Origin of the sequence: Ruegeria hyattellae, from assembly GCF_041537925.1 — a bacterium.
Lineage (GTDB): Bacteria > Pseudomonadota > Alphaproteobacteria > Rhodobacterales > Rhodobacteraceae > Ruegeria_C.
Window position 1 is genome coordinate 1 of record NZ_JBGOSH010000029.1, and the last position, 16,340, is coordinate 16,340.

Consider the following 16,340-nt stretch of genomic DNA (forward strand, 5'->3'; position numbering starts at 1 on the left):
CACGGCATCTTGGGATCAAGCCAGATTGAGAAGGAACCGCGCTGCTTCAGCGCCGTGTTGTACGAAGGCCAGTTCTTGGTCTTGTACGTCGTAGGGGACCAGCTGCTCATGCCATCCAGCTATCACGCTGGATTCACACAGTGAATCCCTCATCCCGTTTGTGCAACAAAACCACCAAACACCCAAAACGGCCCTTCGTCGAAGCCGCGACGAAGGTGTCGGAAGAGCCCATTTCAACCAATGCTGCACGACGCGCCTGTGTCGGTTCTTGACGGGTATTTGCTTGGTTCAAAGGTGGCATGAGAGATTCAAGTTGCGGTCTCCAGATTTATCGATAATAAACCCATTCAATGGATACCCCTGAGTAAATTATCAATAATATGAAAAAAACTCCTCTCCACTGGACCCGCGGGGCCGCGCAGGCTCTATATGATCTACCCTTGATGGATCTGCTCTTTCGCGCTCAGAAAGAGCATCGCGAAAATTTCGACCCCAACAGAATCCAGACTTCCAAGCTGCTGTCGATAAAAACCGGTGGCTGCGCCGAGGACTGCGCCTATTGTTCGCAATCTGCTCGAAATGGCTCGAAACTGTCGGCATCGAAGCTGATCGAGGTCGAGCGTGTCCTGAACGAAGCGCGCAAGGCCCGTGACGGGGGAGCGACCCGTTTTTGCATGGGCGCCGCATGGCGCGAACCGAAAGACCGGGATATGGATGCGATTGTGGCCATGGTCGAGGGTGTCCGTGATCTTGGAATGGAAACCTGCATGACCCTTGGCATGCTGGATGACAATCAGGTTCTCCGCCTGCGTGACGCCGGGCTGGACTACTACAACCACAATATCGATACGTCCGAACGATATTATTCCCAGGTGATCACCACCCGCACTTTCGCCGATCGGATCGACACGATGAACCGGGTTCAGCACGCCGGGATCAAGGTGTGTTCCGGTGGTATCCTTGGCATGGGGGAAGAGATTCTGGACCGTGTTGATATGCTGGTGACGCTGGCCAACATGGCGCCAACCCCCGGTTCTGTGCCAATCAACATGCTGATGCCACAAGAAGATACACCTCTGGCCGACGCTAAACCGATTGATCCGATTGACTTTGTGCGCGTCATTGCCACCGCGCGTATCATGATGCCGCAATCCTATGTGCGCCTGTCTGCCGGACGCAGTGAGATGAGTGATGAGTTACAGGCTATGTGCTTTCTGGCCGGGGCAAACTCGATCTTTGTCGGTGAAACTCTCTTGACCGCAGAAAACCCCGAAGAAGACACCGATGCGATCCTGTTTGCCAAGCTTGGCATTCAGGCTGAGACCGCAACCGAACGGACCGGCACAGAGGCCGCCGAATGAAGGCAATAGACCGCCTGAATTCCATGTTGGAGGTACTGGACAACCGGCATCGCCGCCGGGTGCTGTCGCCCCGGCGCGGTCTGGATTTTGCGTCCAATGACTATTTGGGGCTGTCGCAGTCACCGATGCTGGAACAGGCGGCACGACAGGCGTTGGAGCGTGGAGTGCCGCTGGGCTCTGGTGGGTCACGCCTTTTGCGGGGCAACCACCCTGAGCACGAAGCACTGGAACAAGAAGCTGCAGCTTTCTTCGGCACGGAGGGCGCGCTGTACATGGGCGGTGGGTTTCAGGCAAATCAGGCGATCTTTTCCACTCTGCCTGCGGCCGAAGATCTGGTACTGCACGATACACTGGTGCATGCTAGCACCCGTGAAGGCCTGCGCATCGGTCGCGCCGAAACACGCGAATTCGCCCATAACGATGTCGCCGCTGCGCGGCGGGTCATTGCAGAATGGCAATCAGCCGGAGGATCTGGTCAAATCTGGATCGCGGTGGAAAGCGTCTACTCCATGGAAGGTGATATCGGACCGCTGGAAGAGCTGTCAGATCTCGCCCGTGACTTTGACGCGGTTCTTGTAGTGGACGAAGCCCATGCTACCGGTGTCCTTGGTCCATTGGGAAAGGGGCTGGCCCATGGGTTAAAGGCCGAGCTGCTGACATTGCATACATGCGGCAAGGGCCTGGGGGTTTCGGGCGGACTGATCTGCGGATCTCAGGTTATGATTGACAGCCTGATCAACCGCGCACGGACCTTCATCTTTGCCACGGCTCCGGCCCCGTTCAATGCCGCCCTGGTGCGCGCGGTGCTTGACGTGCTGCAATCGGACAGCGGGCTGGTCAGCGCTGCGCGCGATCGCATTCAGCATGCCCATGCCGAAGCCAGGCGCAATGGACTGACAAAGAATGCCCTGAACAGCCAGATCATTCCCATCATTCTGGGCGATGACGCACAGACTATGGACATGGCGGCTGTGTTGCAGAAGCAGGGCTTCGATATACGCGGTATCCGCCCGCCGACCGTGCCGCGCGGCACGTCGCGACTTCGAATTTCCATTACTGGCAACGTCAGCAAGGCCGACATCAGCGCCCTGTTCGAAACACTCGCACATTACGAAAGAGAGGCCGCATGAGCGCCCTCATCGTCGCAGGCACCGACACCGGCGTCGGCAAAACCGTTTTCGCCGCCGGGCTGACCGCAGCACTTGGCGCCAGTTATTGGAAACCCGTGCAATCCGGGCTTGAAGGCGTAACAGATACCGAAACTATCGGGGTGCTGTCAGGGGCGGTCGTGCTGCCTGAAACGTACCGGCTCAACATGCCGGCCTCGCCCCACCTGTCTGCCGAAGACATGGGTGTAGAGATCGACCTGTCTTGTCTTTCGCTCCCACAGGTGACAGGGCCGCTGGTTGTCGAAGGCGCGGGCGGGATCATGGTGCCGTTGAACCGTGAACACTTCTTTCTAAATCTCTTTGCGCAATGGCGGGCCCCTGTCGTGCTGGTGGCGCGCACGGTACTTGGCACGATCAATCATACGACCCTTTCTCTGATGGCACTGCGTGGTGCAGGATGCACCGTGATTGGCGTGGCGTTCATTGGGGACGCGGAACCGGATGTGGAACAAACCATCGTCGAGATGGGCGAGGTCCGGCATCTGGGCCGGTTGCCGCAGATAGATGACTTGTCCCGCGAAACGCTGTCTGAAGCATTCGGCGCAATCGACGTCAGTACAATCCGGAGCTTCCTGTGAACCCGCTGAGCCCGCTGGACTTTGACGCTCGCCATCTGTGGCACCCGTATACCAACGTGCTGGACCCCGGCCCGAAGCATCTGATCACCGAGGCCGAAGGAGTTTGGCTGACCCGGGATGACGGCACAAAGATGATCGATGCGATGTCCTCCTGGTGGTGTGCTGTGCACGGGCATCGTCACCCGGCCATCATCGGTGCGATGCAGGCCCAACTGGCGCAGATGCCGCATGTGATGTTTGGCGGTCTGACTCACGAACCTGCGATTGAACTGGGCCGAAAGCTGATTGATTTGCTCCCTGATGGGCTGGATCGTATTTTCTATAGCGACAGCGGTTCCGTCGCAGTCGAGGTCGCGCTGAAGATGGCGGTTCAGTACCAGATGGCTATGGGCCATGCCGGGCGGACGGAATTTGCAACTATTCGCGGCGGCTATCACGGCGACACCTGGAAGGCGATGAGTGTCTGCGATCCCGTCAATGGCATGCACGGGTTATTTCGCGGTGCCCTGTCGATCCAGCATTTCCTGCCACGACCGCAAATCACGTTTGACCAGGACTGGCCCGAGAATCCCACCCTTAACGGTTTGGGCGCTCTGGAAGAGCTCTTGGAGTCCAAAAGTGATCGGATCGCAGCCCTGATCGTTGAGCCCGTGGTACAGGGTGCGGGGGGCATGTATTTCTATCACCCAGTTTGGCTTAAGCGCGCGCATGAGATGTGCAAGGCCTATGGGGTGTTGCTGGTCTTTGACGAGATCGCCACAGGATTTGGCCGCACCGGCGCGCTGTTCGCGACGCATCACGCGAACGTCGTTCCGGACATCCTGTGCCTTGGCAAGGCCCTGACCGGTGGGCACATTACCATGGCCGCCACCATCGCGACAGAATCCATTGCTGCGGGAATTGGTGAAAGCGAAGCCAACGTTCTGATGCATGGGCCGACCTATATGGCCAATCCTTTGGCCTGCGCTGCGGCCATGTCCAGCCTTGATCAGCTTTCTGCAAGAAACTGGCGCGACGAAGTCAGCAACATCGCCAGCCAGCTTACACAGGAACTGGCACCAGCACGTGAACTACTAGGCGTTGCCGAGGTTCGCGTGCTGGGTGCGATCGGGGTCATCGAGATGGAGAACTGGGTTGATCCGTCCATCGCCCACAGGCTGGCGCCGGAAACCGGTGTCTGGTTGCGCCCATTCGCAAGAAACATCTATTGCATGCCGCCCTATGTCATCTCGCCAGATGAGCTGAGCCGCGTAACAGCGGCAATGGTGGCGTTGGCAGGAGGTACATGATGAAACGCCAATGGTTGACCCGTTCCGATACAGCAGAACTGACCCTACTCTTCGGGGGTTGGGCGCTTGGTGCGACCCCATTTGCCGACCTGACGGGGGATATGGATCTACTGCTGGTGGATGACTATACCCACCTGGACGATCCTCTGCCGGAGCTGGCGCAGTATGATCGGGTTGATCTCATTGCCTTTTCCTTCGGCGTGGCCTCTGCCGCGCATTGGATGTCGATGACCGGATTTCTTCCGGCGCAGCTGACGGCAGTCAGCGGCACGCTTTCACCTGCGGACGCCGAAAAAGGTATCGCGCCGGACATGATCCGCGCAACGGCAGATAAATTGTGCGGCGCCAGTTTTGCCAAGTTTTGCCGGCGCGCAGGTCTGCAAAATCCAGCACCCACCATCGATATCGACATGGCGCGGGCAGAGCTTCACGCTGTGATCAACCGCGGCCCGGCCCCAGAGCACCGTTTCGACCGCATCTGGATTCCAAAGCAGGACTGGATCATTCCAACACGTGCGCAAGAGACCGCATGGAAACAACAACACCAGGCTATTCGGCATATTCCCGGCCCACATGTTCCATTCCGCACCGGGCAAAGCTGGGCGGAGTGGGTCGCATGAATGCCCCAATGGCAGATCGCGTCCAGCGCAGCTTCAGCCGAAGCTTTGGAACATACCACGAGTCCGCTGTCCAACAGGCGCAGGTTGTCGATCGACTGGTGCAGGAACTGTGCGACAACGGCGCGCCGCAGCATTTCACATCTGCATTAGAGCTGGGCGCTGGCACCGGCCACCTGACACAGCGGCTCTGCGCGGAGTTCAGCTTTGGCACACTGACAGTTAACGATCTTTCGCCCGAAACACAGCTTGTCGCGGACGCCGCCAGAGCCATGTTCTTACGCGGTGATGCAAAACAGATCGAATGGCCGAAACAACCCGATCTGATCGCATCCGCTTCGATGATCCAATGGCTGCCTGCACCCGCCGCATTCCTGCGCAGAGCTGCAGCGGCGCTTGCTGCGGGCGGATGGTTGGCTGTGTCCGGGTTCGGCCCGGAGCAGTACCGCGAACTGGCGCAGATCGGGTCTTCTGCCAAAGCACCCGGATTGTTCCGGCCCGACGATCTCATCGCCGCTGTGCAAGGGGATCTGGAAATCGTGGCAACCGGGGAAACCGTGCAGCAGATCCACTTTGCCTCTCCGCAAATGGTATTAAGGCATTTGCGGAACACCGGTGTGAACGGACGCGCCCAAAAAGTCTGGACCAAATCTTGTCTATTGCAGTTCTCAAGAGAGTACACACGGCGTTTCGATGGCGAAGCAGGCGTGCCGCTGACCTATCACCCGATCTGGATTATCGCTCGCAAACGAAGCTAATTCGACTTACGACAACCTCGCCAGATGACGCTGCATCACTGCGCGCGCACGCACAGCATCACGGTCCATTATGGCGGCCAGAATAGCCGCATGATCCGGGTCGTCCCGCCGTCGCCATTTTGCAGTGTGACGCTTGTTGAGATGTCAAGTATATAGCAATTGCAGATTGCTGATTTCAGCGACCAGGCGCGGCATCTGGCACGCGGTCATGACAGCCATGTGAAAGCAACATGCCAGAGCGGATTGGAATGACACTTGCCAATGCTCTTGCGAAGACTCCTCGGCTGGTAAGCGAAGTCGAAGCAGCGCTGCCTATGGCCGCGCAGTTTCAGAAATGCAAAGACGTCACTTTTAACACTCTGGCCGCTCTGGCGGATCTACGGAGCCTGACAATGTTCGCCGAACTGAGCTTCCCTGAGCCGATTTCTCGGTCCTTCCGCAGTTTGGCGGACCGTGCCGGGTTCGCCCCATTCACGCCTGTTGCAGCCTAACTAGCAATTTGAGAACCTGGGAAAATGACCTGCCATACCTTCTTCTTGATTGGCGGTATGAAGCGCTATTCTGCTATGTCGTATCTGTCCGATTTGGGAGTTGCGCGCCAAACCGACGTCCACAAATCCTCATGTTTTGGCAGGTCTGACATTTTCCGAAAAAATCAGTGTAGATTCTTCTTGTTTCAAACTAAAGACGCGATGGCAGCGTCCAAATCGGTATGCCATTCTTTTTTGTCAGTTCGGCGACCTGATGGTCTCGAGGACGACGCTGGCGATGATCACGTCCGCCTGCACAACTTTGAGATTTTCCAGGGTCTTGATCAGCGTCTTCCTGTTACTGCCGTGACCTACCAATACCAAAGCCTTCCACTCACCGTTGTCGGGGTACAGCGTGTCTCCGACAAAGAGATACGTATTGCCATGAGGCGAGGCGTATCTTTAGCAGATGTTATTGGCCGTATGTCCCGGCGTATAGATCGCCTCCAACCCGCCCCTGAGTTTTGCATGACCATCCGTTTCAATGGTCCGGCCCAGCTTTAGGCCTTCCGAGAAGTATTTCTGCATTTCAGCATGCCCCACCAAAGGCAAGCTTAGTGTGGATTTTGCCTTGACCAGCCCGGTTGTGATCTCATGATTGTGGCTGGTCGCAGTCGAACACAGGAGCCGTCGTTCAGCCAGAGCCGTCCTTTCTTCGGTTGCTTATGCGGAGCCTTCAGCCCCTCTCGCTTCCATGACCGTTCGATACGACCATCCCTGACCGACCATCCGACCTATCTCAGCAATACCGCGACCTGGCGATGGCCGTATCTGCCATATTGCCTGGCCAACTCGATCATGTCGGCCACCAGTTGTTCTTCATCTGGTCAGCCCCGCGGAACACGTCTTTGCGTGGATCGGTGCTGTCCCAAAACTCGGCAAACTCGGCGCTCTGAGACTTTGAACCGGCTACGAACATGATCGATACGGGCATGGCGACGAGCGGGGCTCAGAAGTTTCCCCTCGATGCTTCCGTCAGGATAAGTTTGTCGAGCGTCAGGTCTGAAAACGTACGCCTCAGCCGCTCATTTTCTGTTTGTAGCCGGTTCAGCTCTTTCAATCGATCTACGCCGATCCCAACGTATTGCTTGCGCCAGCGGTAATACGTTTGTTCAACAACGCCAATCTGTCTGATCGCGTCCAGACGCGGCAGACCTTGCCCCATCAGAACTTCAACCTGCCGTAACTTCGAGACAATCTCCTCCGGCTTCGGTCGCTTGATTGCCATCCTCTGGTCCTCCGTTTCCTAAACATAACGGTGGATCCGTTCAAATTGGGAGGCTCAGGCAGAACACCTTCTCAGGACTGGCCGATCAGCGATCCCGGCGCACGGCGTATCACACACGCTCGTCGGCATCCTCGTCAATCAGCCCCTGCACGATCAGATCAGCGGTTGAGCGCGAACAAGCCATCGGCAGATCATAGACCGTTGCAAGACGGGTCAGAGCCTTAACATCGACATCGTGCGGCATGGGTGACAGAGGATCGACAAAAAAAATCAGTGCATCCAGTTTCTCTTCACAGATCATAGCACCGATCTGTTGGTCACCTCCGAGCGGACCGCTTTTTAGGCAGGTCACATTCAGCTCCGGAAATGCCTCTTTTATGCGGCTGCCGGTTGTTCCCGTCGAAAACACGTGCAATCCGGACAGGCGGGTCTGTTGAAGCCCTACCCATTCAACTATTTCGTCTTTTCGCGCATCATGGGCCACGAGTGCGAAACGCAGCGCGTCATCGGATGAACTGATCAACGTAATCATCTCCAAGCCCGACTTCAGCGAAGTGTTTTCGGCACAGATCAATCTTGGTAAAGACATCCTCGTAGCCGGTAACCTCGCCCCACGGATCAACATAGCACATCACGCCGTTAACCTGGAAATAGGTGACCATCTCTTCGACATCTTCTGGCACGACCAACGTATGGGTCTCGCCCGGTGGCTCGTATACATAGCCGCCTTCTTCAGCCACCCAGTCGTGTTCCAGATAATGCCAACGCCCCTTGAGAACGAAGCCGTGGACAGGTTGCGGATGACGGTGGCGCGACAGCACACCGGCCCTACGCACCTTTAGAAGGTTCATCCAATAGCCCTGTGAGCGGTTCAGGCAGAGCGGTCGAAACCATACATTTTCCGCCTGAGGAACCCATAGCCTTTCGTCCTCGCTCATGGCATTCGGGATCACGATCTCTTCTTGCGCATCCTTGGGGAAGGGCAACTGATAAGGCATTCGCGCGGTTTCGTCGTCTTTCATTGGTTTTCCTCACATCGCAAGATAGCCGCCATCGATCGGATAGACCGATCCGGTGACAAAGCTGGCGTTTTCACTCAGAAGCCATTGCACAAGCGCGCCAACCTCTTCTGGTTTTCCCCAACGTTTCATTGGCGTGCGCGCCATGATCCCCGCCGTTCTCTCCGGGTCTTCCCGAAGGCCTTGGGTCATCTCTGTCTCGATCCACCCCGGCGCGATGGCATTGACCCGGATTCCGTCTTCGGCCCAGCGACCTGCCAGGGCCTTGGTCAATTGTGCCACACCGCCTTTTGAAGCTGAATAGGCCGGCACCAAAGGTCCACCAAAGGTGCTGAGCATGGAGGCTGTGTTGACGATGGCCCCACCTGTTTCCACCAGAAAAGGATGCGCGGCGAGGCAGCAGCGCATCGTGCCGGTCAGATTCACATCAAGCACCTTGGCAAACACGTCGATGTCGTATTCTTCGCCACGCAGAAGAATACCTGCGCAGTTCACCAAAGCATCGAGACGTGTAAGGCCGCTAAACACTGCATCAAGAGATGCCTGATCGGTGACATCCAGAAGCTGCACTTTGATCCCGTCCTGAGGGTCGAACGCATCCAACTCGGATTGGGTCGCGGATGCGGCGATGACGGACCAACCTGCCTCGGCCAGCGACCGCGAAACACCCGCACCGATCCCTCGCGTACCGCCCGTGACAAGGGCCTGTTTCATCCGAGTTCCTCCAATACACTGGTGAAGGCGCGCGCACGCCTGCCGATATCATCCAATGTATAACCCGGTTTGAACAGTGCAGACCCAAGCCCGTACCCAATGACGCCGACGGCATGATACGGGGCCATCGTATCCGGCGTTATTCCTCCTACCGCCGCGACTACAGCGTCTGCAGGCAATACGGCGCGCAAGGCCGCTATCGCCGCAGGCGGCACCATTTCCGCCGGAAAGAACTTGAGCACCGAGGCTCCGATATCCAATGCAGCAAAAGCCTCGGAGGGAGTCATAACGCCTGGACACCAGTACAGCCCGCGCGCGACAGCTGCGCGCCCGACATCGGGGTTCATATTGGGCGACACGATGATCCGCCCACCCGCATTTGCAACTGTCGCAACCTGATCCACCGTCAATACTGTGCCCGCGCCGACGATGGCTTGTGCGCCATGCTTCGCAACGATCTGCGAAATCGATTCCAGCGGGTCCGGCGAGTTGAGCGGCACTTCGATCATCCGAAATCCTGCCTCGAACAGTACATCAGATACCGGGAGCGCATTTTCTGGTTCCAGCCCCCGCAATATCGCAATCAGAGGATTTGCGGCAAGGGCTGCGGTTAGGTCGATCATTCAACCAACCCCGCAGCGCGTGCGATCAGGAAATGCCCCTTGGCCACGATATCATCTGGCGCGTGGCGGCTTTTAAAACCGGCAATTCGAAGTGCAATTTCATATCGGTCTGACAAATCGTTACGTCCCACAACAGTGATTGTACCGATATCTTCCACCTCGCAAGTCGCGGCCGCGACCTCGGTACCGATCAACAAACCGGACATGTAGTCTGCTGTGGCGACCTTTGGGATTTTGCCCATGAGAGGAAGCGTCCGGACATGAAACAGGCTGTGCAGCAGGTTCGACGCTCCATCGAGGCCCGCTTTGACACCCATCACAAATGCCTCTTCACTGAAGGTATCGTCCTTCATCAAGGTCCCAAGGATTGTATGTCCTTTCAGCGCAGAGAAGATTTCACCCGTCATGTAGGTTGAAAAATCCACGATTTTCCCGTCCGCGACCTGAACCCATTTGCTGTGAGTCCCCGGCATCACGAATGTGCCTTCGCTTAAGCCGAGCGAAGAGGCCCCGATGATCTGGGTCTCTTCGCCACGCATTACGTCCGGTCCTCCAGCGTGTTCGGTCGATGCGCCTGTCACAAAGTGAATGCGTGCTCCGCTGGTTGCTTCGTGGGGGACCAGAGCCCGCGCAAGACCGCCCGCGCCAAGCGGCATTTCGGCATAGCGCGTTTCAACCCAGCCATTGCGACTGGTGATCATTCCAGATGCCAGGATCGGCAGGTTTGACTTGGCCACCCAAGGGCCGATGAGACGATCAAGGACCGCTTCAAAGGTTTGCCCCGCAACCTGCATGATTCCTTCAGGCGACGAGACCCCGTCAATCACCTCACCCTCCGTGCCAATAAGAAATGCACGAAGCGAAGATGTACCCCAATCGACGCCGATCAGAGCCGGTTCAGATGCGACCGAATTCATTCAGCAGATCCTCGACAGTTTTGCCCTTGGCCACCCATTTGCGGGTTTCCTCCTCGCGATCGGCCTGTTCCTGCGCAAGGCGCACAGTTTCTTCGGCCAGTTCTTGTGGGATAACAACGACACCCATCAAGTCGGCTACGATAAAATCTCCGGGGTTCACGACCACACCACCACAGGCGATTGGCACATTAATCGAGAGCTCTTCCTTGCGCCCCGAGAACATCGTGTGCGTGCCACGTGGGGTGATCGCCCGCGTCCAAATTGGCCAGTTGATGTCTTCCAGCTCGTCTGTGTCGCGCCCGGTCCCGTCAACGATCATGCCACGGATTCCGCGGTTCTGGGCCAGTCCGCCCATAAGGCCACCGCAGACCGATGTGTTGAGGTCGCCACCCGCATCCACAACGATGACGTCGCCGGGCTGGCCCATTTCAAGCGCCTTCAAAGGATCGACCAGATCGCCCTTTGATAGCTGCACAGTCACGGCCTGGCCCGTAACTTTTGCGCGAAAGGCGGGTTTGATGGCACTGTCCATCACACCTGTACGGTACTGCACATCGGCAAAGATGGCTGCGGCAGAATAGGCCCCTAACACCTTGTCGAATTTCTTGAGTAGTTCCGGGTTTCTTTCAAAGTCATTAAAAACCCTGAGGTCGGTGCTAACGTCTGGCATTCTTTTCTCCTGTTATGCGGTTGATACGGCCAAGGCTTCTGCATTGACCGTGTAATCGGGTCTTTGCCCCGTGAGGACCTTGGCCACCTGTGTGGCCGCGATGACGCGCGCCGCGTGTATGGATTCCTCGGAATAATAGGCTGCGTGCGGTGTCACGAGGACGTTGGGCAACTTGAATAGCGGGTTGTCATCGGGCGTCCAGTTGGCGCGCTTGGCCGGCTCTTCTTCGGGGTCGTCTAGCCCGGCTGCGGCCAAATGACCCTCGGTTAGCGCGCGGAACAGCGCCTTGTTGTCGACCGTAGGCCCGCGTCCCGTGTTCACAAGGATCGCGCCCGGTTTCATGGTCGAGAATTCGGCATCAGACAGAAAATGATGCGTGTCCGGCGTCATCGGTGCCTGCATGAGGATATAGTCGGACCTTGCCAGCAATTCGGGCTTGTTCACTAGCTCGACCCCAAGTTTCACGGCGATCTCTCGTGGCAAAAACGGATCATACGCAATGACGGTGACCCCGAAGGATTGCGCCCGAGCCACGATGGCTTGTCCGATCTTACCCAGCGAGACGACACCCATCGTGCGCCCGCGTAACCGGTAAACTGGCTGCCCGCTTTGCCATTGCCAGACCCCCGCATGGGTGGCCCGATCATAGTCGGGCAGCTTGCGGGCCAAGGTGAGCCAAAGGGCAATCGCGTGATCGGCGACCTCCTCGGTACAGTAGTTCTGCACGTTGGTGACCAGAATGCCTTTGTCCGTCGCCGTACCGACATCAACGATATCCACGCCAACGCCATACCGCGCGATGACCTCGCATTTCTTCATTCGCGTGATCGTTTCTTTCCCGATCCGGGCATATTGATTCATCATCGCAGCACAATGCGGAGCGACATCGAACAGGTCTTCCTGACGCTTGGCCTGAAGCGCGATCACTTCGGCACCAGCGGCTTCCAGGATTTCCGATTCAACGGCGACATCACCAAAATCGTAGTCTGTGATCACGACCTTGGGTTTGTCCGTTCTAGGAGGAATGCTGGCGCGATCAGTCATAGGCACCCGCCGAATAGGTCAGTTCGTACGAGTGGCTGTAGAGCTCGAAAATGTTGCCAAAAGGGTCTTCCATATAGACCATGCGATAGGGCTTTTCGCCGGGGTAATACTTGCGCACCTGTTGCATGCGCTGGCGGCCACCTAGATCTTCAATTACCTTGATGCGGCCTTCCAGATCCTCGTCCTGCACGCAGAAATGGAACAAGCCGCGCCGCCAGTATTCAAACGGGCGTTCCTCTTCGACGGTTTTCGGGAATTCGAACAACTCGATGCCGACACCATCGCCCATCGACAAATGTGCGATGCGGAAGCTTCCCCAGCCTTCTCCGAACACATCGTCGCACATCTGACCGATGGAACTTTCGTCATGCAGGATTTCGGTTGGCTCCATCAACACGTAGAGTCCGAATGCCTTGGAATAGAACTCCACGGCTTTTTCCAGGTCTGGAACCGTGATGCCGATATGAGAGAATGTAAGAGCGGCCATGGCAGGCTCCTTCTGTTAGCAGTTAAAGAATGTTACGAACGATGCCGCCTTCGATTCGGTGCGCAGAACCATTGGAGGCTGTGCTGGCCGAGATCGTGACGATCATGCGGGCGACTTCGTCTGGTTGGACGAAGCGTTGGATGAGCGACGTGGGCTCATCCGATTTGAAGTAATTGTCCACGATCGTGTCGAGCGGCTGACCCTTTTGATCAGCGAGGCCATCAAAATAGGCCTCGACACCTTCGGTCCAGGTTGGACCGGGCAGGATCGAGTTAACCCGGACTTTCGTCCCCTTTGTCAGCTCTGCCATGCCACGTGTGAGACCTAACATGGCAGTCTTAGTGACAGAGTAATGCACCATCTGGGGTAGTGGTTTGACCGCTGCTTCGCTGGCCATATTGATGATGGATCCCTGGTCTCGGCCAAGCATATCAGGCAGGAAAATCCGGCTCATCCGAACGGCGGACAGAACATTGATGTTGAAGTAATGCATCCAGTCGTCATCGGTGAGATCCTCGAACGGTTTGACCGAAAAGATGCCTACATTGTTCACAAGGACATCAACCGCACCTCGCGCTTTCGCGAATTCCGCCAGCACTGCTGCATCAGCGGGTTTGGTAAGATCCGCTGCAACGCCTTCAACCTTGCCCAGAGATGACAAGTCGTCGACACAGGCGGTCACCTCCGCTTCGGTCAGACCATGTACGATGACCCGCGCACCTTCCTCGAGGTAGACCCGGGCAGTGGCTTTGCCGATACCGGAACCTGAACCTGTCACCAGGACTAGCTTATCCTTAAGTCCCAGATCCATCTCAGGCCTCCTTCTTAACGTTTGATGATTGCTGCGACGAAGAGCGACCGAATATACGCCCCATTAGGGTCGATATTTCCGCGCGCCACATGTCGATGCCAACGGCCATCAAGATGATCAGGCCCAGCACGATGTTCTGAACGGAAGACGGCGCCGCGTTCAGGTTCAGGCCATTCTGGACAATTACGATGGTCATCGCTCCCATCAGCGTGGCAAGGATGTTGCCACGACCACCTGCAAGACTGGCCCCGCCAACCACGGCAGCGGCAATGGCCTGCAGTTCCAGCGTCTGACCATAGTTGGGCGAACCCGAATTGAGGCGCGCCGACATCAGGATTGCCCCGACCGCTGTCATGAAGCCCGCGATGACAAACGTCGTCGTCTGGACCTTACGCACGTTGATGCCCGTCAGAACGGCTGCTGCTGGGTTGCCACCCACGGCATAAATCTCGCGGCCGAGTTTTGTGAAGTTCATCGTGAACGCGGCAAGGCCATAGAAGACCACGAGGTAGAAGAACGGCAACGGAACACCGAACAGCTTTCCGTAAAAGATCGGCTCTAGCGCGGGATCAAGCGAAAAGATCGGCGAGCCATTGTTGAAGGTCAGCGCAAGGCCTCGGAAGGCTATCAATGCTGCGAGTGTCGTGATGAACGACGGAATACGCCCATAGGCGGTAATCAACCCGATGAAGAGACCGAGCAATCCGCCAATGAAGAGAATGAGTGGCAGCGCCAACACCAACGGAATACCGATGAATTTCAACATCTGCGCAAGGATCATGGTCAGCAAGGCCACCATCGATCCGGAACTCAGATCAATGCCAGCGGCGAAAATCACAATTGTGGAGCCGATTGCGATCAATGCCACGATACTCACTTGAAGGGACAGGTTCGATAGGTTGCCGGGGTTCAGGAAACGCTCCGTCGTGAGTGCCACGATCAGGGCGACGATTACCATGGCCGCAAATGGCCCGATTAATTGGGTGTCAAATATTCGCTTCATGCGAAAGCCTCCTCAGGCTTGGAATGGGGGATGTCGGCGGAAGCGCGCACAAGATCGTCATGAGTAAGGTCGGATGCATCGACCGTGCGTGCGATCGTGCCATGCTGCACGACGGCAATCCGGTCACTCATCGCCAGCAACTCATCATGGTCCGAGCTGATCAGGATGATCGACTTTCCAGCACGGGTTAGCCTGTTTATCAGGTTATAGACGGCGATCTTGGCGCCGATATCGATCCCTTGCGTCGGTTCATCGAGGATCAGGATTTCCGAGGCTGAGAACAGCCAGCGCGCGATCACGATCTTCTGCTGATTGCCCCCCGATAGGAAGTTGACCGTCTTTTCCTCGGCCTGAGTAGAGATTTCCAGATCGCGTATCAGGTCATGGGTGGCTTGCTCTTCAGCCTTGAGGTTCAGAACCCCGAATCTGCTCAACCCGCCAAGGGAGGCCGCCGTGACATTCCCGCTTGCGCGGAAGTTGAAGAACAACCCGTCAAACTTTCGGTTCTCAGGAACGAGGGCCAAACCAGCACGGATCGCGTCGATCTCCCGGCGGAAGCGAACCGGATCGCCCTTCAGCGTTATCTGCCCGGCAATCAATTCGTCGGTCCCGAACAGTGCGCGCGCAATCTCTGTGCGGCCGCTGCCCAAAACGCCACCCAAGCCTAGAACTTCGCCACGATGCAGCGAAAACGAAACGTCCTTCACACCTGAATTTGTAGCCAGACCGGACGCCTCCAGCACGACATCCTCGGTGGCGTTTTGCTCTTTGGGATAGTGCTCACCAATGTCTTCACCAACCATGGCGCTGACAATTTCAGAAACATTGATCTTAGTCTCGCCGCTTGCGCGCACGACGCAACCGTTGCGCAGGATCGTCACTTCATCGACGATCCTCTCAACCTCATCCAGTCTGTGTGAAACATAAAGTATGGCGGTGCCACGCTCGCGCATATTGCGTAAAAGCTGGTGCAGGCGCTCGATCTCATCCTCGCCCAGAGCCGCCGTCGGCTCATCAAGGATGATCATGCGGGCATCCATCGCGATGGCCTTGGCGATCTCAACCAACTGTTGCTCACCCACCGAAAGCGTACTGGTGATGGTGTCGGGTGAAACATCGACATCCATTTCCGCCAAAACGCTGGCAGCTTCGTCGTGGACTTTGGCCCAGTCGATCACACCAAAGCGCGACAGGGGCATATTGCCAAGAAAGATATTCTCGCCTACCGACAAGGTCGGAACGATCGAGAATTCCTGGAATACGGTCGCGATACCAAGATCACGCGCGGCCTGCGGGTCGCTGATCGTGACTGCCTTGCCATTGTGCAGGATTTGGCCGCTGTCGGGTTGCTGTACGCCGGACAGTGTCTTGATCATTGTGGACTTGCCACATCCGTTTTCGCCCAACAAACCATGGATCGAGCCGGGCATCAGCCGGATGCAGACCTTGTCGTTCGCCAAAACACCGGGATAGGCCTTGGTGATATCGGCGAACTCCCAAAGGGGTGTTGCGGGTGTCATCG

Annotated in this window: 18 protein-coding genes and 2 pseudogenes; 6 read left to right on the plus strand and 14 right to left on the minus strand. The window is 56.9% G+C overall.

All coding sequences use genetic code 11. The features are described 5' to 3' along the window. Nucleotides 1-110: pseudogene (locus AB1E33_RS28935) on the minus strand (IS5/IS1182 family transposase); the annotation flags it as partial. 270 nt (nt 111-380) lie between these two features. Between AB1E33_RS28935 and bioB the strand changes: the two are divergent. Genes bioB through AB1E33_RS28965 form a run of 6 tightly spaced genes read left to right on the plus strand, consistent with a single transcriptional unit; the run spans nt 381 to nt 5,772 of the window. Further along, complete coding sequence (gene bioB / locus AB1E33_RS28940; protein WP_372580690.1) at nt 381-1,361, plus strand: biotin synthase BioB; 981 nt, start codon at nt 381-383, stop codon at nt 1,359-1,361. Continuing rightward, nucleotides 1,358-2,491 (plus strand): 8-amino-7-oxononanoate synthase, encoded by a 1,134-nt coding sequence (locus tag AB1E33_RS28945; protein ID WP_372580691.1) that lies wholly within the window; start codon nt 1,358-1,360, stop codon nt 2,489-2,491. Before bioB ends, AB1E33_RS28945 begins: the two co-directional genes overlap by 4 nt. Further along, nucleotides 2,488-3,108, plus strand: a complete 621-nt coding sequence (gene bioD, locus AB1E33_RS28950; protein ID WP_372580692.1) for a dethiobiotin synthase — start codon at nt 2,488-2,490, stop codon at nt 3,106-3,108. Before AB1E33_RS28945 ends, bioD begins: the two co-directional genes overlap by 4 nt. Nucleotides 3,109-3,113: 5 nt before the next feature. Beyond that, on the plus strand, nt 3,114-4,397 hold the full coding sequence (gene bioA / locus AB1E33_RS28955; protein ID WP_372580715.1) for an adenosylmethionine--8-amino-7-oxononanoate transaminase: 1,284 nt from the start codon (nt 3,114-3,116) through the stop codon (nt 4,395-4,397). Next, entirely contained in the window at nt 4,397-5,017 is a 621-nt protein-coding gene (locus tag AB1E33_RS28960) for a pimeloyl-ACP methyl esterase BioG family protein (protein ID WP_372580693.1), read from the plus strand. Before bioA ends, AB1E33_RS28960 begins: the two co-directional genes overlap by 1 nt. An 8-nt stretch (nt 5,018-5,025) precedes the next feature. Further along, nucleotides 5,026-5,772 (plus strand): methyltransferase, encoded by a 747-nt coding sequence (locus AB1E33_RS28965; RefSeq protein WP_372580694.1) that lies wholly within the window; start codon nt 5,026-5,028, stop codon nt 5,770-5,772. Nucleotides 5,773-6,704: 932 nt separating this feature from the next. Here AB1E33_RS28965 and AB1E33_RS28970 read toward each other — a convergent pair. From AB1E33_RS28970 to AB1E33_RS29030, 13 genes and pseudogenes are all read right to left on the minus strand, one after another. Beyond that, entirely contained in the window at nt 6,705-6,830 is a 126-nt protein-coding gene (locus AB1E33_RS28970; protein WP_372580695.1) for a hypothetical protein, read from the minus strand. A gap of 77 nt (nt 6,831-6,907) precedes the next feature. After that, a pseudogene (locus AB1E33_RS28975) lies at nt 6,908-7,530 on the minus strand (transposase); the annotation flags it as partial. A gap of 109 nt (nt 7,531-7,639) precedes the next feature. Then, nucleotides 7,640-8,053 (minus strand): methylglyoxal synthase, encoded by a 414-nt coding sequence (locus AB1E33_RS28980; protein WP_372580696.1) that lies wholly within the window; start codon nt 8,051-8,053, stop codon nt 7,640-7,642. Continuing rightward, nucleotides 8,034-8,552 (minus strand): 2,4'-dihydroxyacetophenone dioxygenase family protein, encoded by a 519-nt coding sequence (locus tag AB1E33_RS28985; protein ID WP_372580697.1) that lies wholly within the window; start codon nt 8,550-8,552, stop codon nt 8,034-8,036. Before AB1E33_RS28985 ends, AB1E33_RS28980 begins: the two co-directional genes overlap by 20 nt. Nucleotides 8,553-8,561: 9 nt before the next feature. Continuing rightward, complete coding sequence (locus AB1E33_RS28990) at nt 8,562-9,263, minus strand: SDR family NAD(P)-dependent oxidoreductase (RefSeq protein ID WP_372580698.1); 702 nt, start codon at nt 9,261-9,263, stop codon at nt 8,562-8,564. Continuing rightward, complete coding sequence (locus AB1E33_RS28995) at nt 9,260-9,886, minus strand: 2-dehydro-3-deoxy-6-phosphogalactonate aldolase (RefSeq protein WP_372580699.1); 627 nt, start codon at nt 9,884-9,886, stop codon at nt 9,260-9,262. Before AB1E33_RS28995 ends, AB1E33_RS28990 begins: the two co-directional genes overlap by 4 nt. Further along, nucleotides 9,883-10,803 carry a 2-dehydro-3-deoxygalactonokinase gene (locus tag AB1E33_RS29000; RefSeq protein WP_372580700.1) on the minus strand — a complete coding sequence of 307 codons (921 nt, stop codon included), beginning with the start codon at nt 10,801-10,803 and terminating at the stop codon, nt 9,883-9,885. The genes AB1E33_RS28995 and AB1E33_RS29000 overlap by 4 nt, the downstream gene beginning before the upstream one ends. Further along, the gene (locus AB1E33_RS29005) at nt 10,784-11,473 is read right to left on the minus strand and encodes an RraA family protein (RefSeq protein WP_372580701.1); all 690 of its coding nucleotides are present in this window, start codon (nt 11,471-11,473) and stop codon (nt 10,784-10,786) included. The genes AB1E33_RS29000 and AB1E33_RS29005 overlap by 20 nt, the downstream gene beginning before the upstream one ends. A gap of 12 nt (nt 11,474-11,485) precedes the next feature. Beyond that, nucleotides 11,486-12,517, minus strand: coding sequence for a C-terminal binding protein (locus tag AB1E33_RS29010; protein ID WP_372580702.1), 1,032 nt, complete (start codon nt 12,515-12,517; stop codon nt 11,486-11,488). Continuing rightward, complete coding sequence (locus AB1E33_RS29015) at nt 12,510-13,004, minus strand: lactoylglutathione lyase family protein (protein WP_372580703.1); 495 nt, start codon at nt 13,002-13,004, stop codon at nt 12,510-12,512. The genes AB1E33_RS29010 and AB1E33_RS29015 overlap by 8 nt, the downstream gene beginning before the upstream one ends. A 22-nt stretch (nt 13,005-13,026) precedes the next feature. Next, a complete protein-coding gene (locus tag AB1E33_RS29020) occupies nt 13,027-13,815 on the minus strand; it encodes an SDR family NAD(P)-dependent oxidoreductase (RefSeq protein WP_372580704.1) in 789 nt (262 codons plus the stop codon). Nucleotide 13,816: 1 nt separating this feature from the next. Next, nucleotides 13,817-14,818, minus strand: coding sequence for an ABC transporter permease (locus AB1E33_RS29025; protein WP_372580705.1), 1,002 nt, complete (start codon nt 14,816-14,818; stop codon nt 13,817-13,819). Further along, nucleotides 14,815-16,338 (minus strand): sugar ABC transporter ATP-binding protein, encoded by a 1,524-nt coding sequence (locus tag AB1E33_RS29030; protein WP_372580706.1) that lies wholly within the window; start codon nt 16,336-16,338, stop codon nt 14,815-14,817. Before AB1E33_RS29030 ends, AB1E33_RS29025 begins: the two co-directional genes overlap by 4 nt. Between the last annotated feature and the right edge of the window lie 2 nt (nt 16,339-16,340).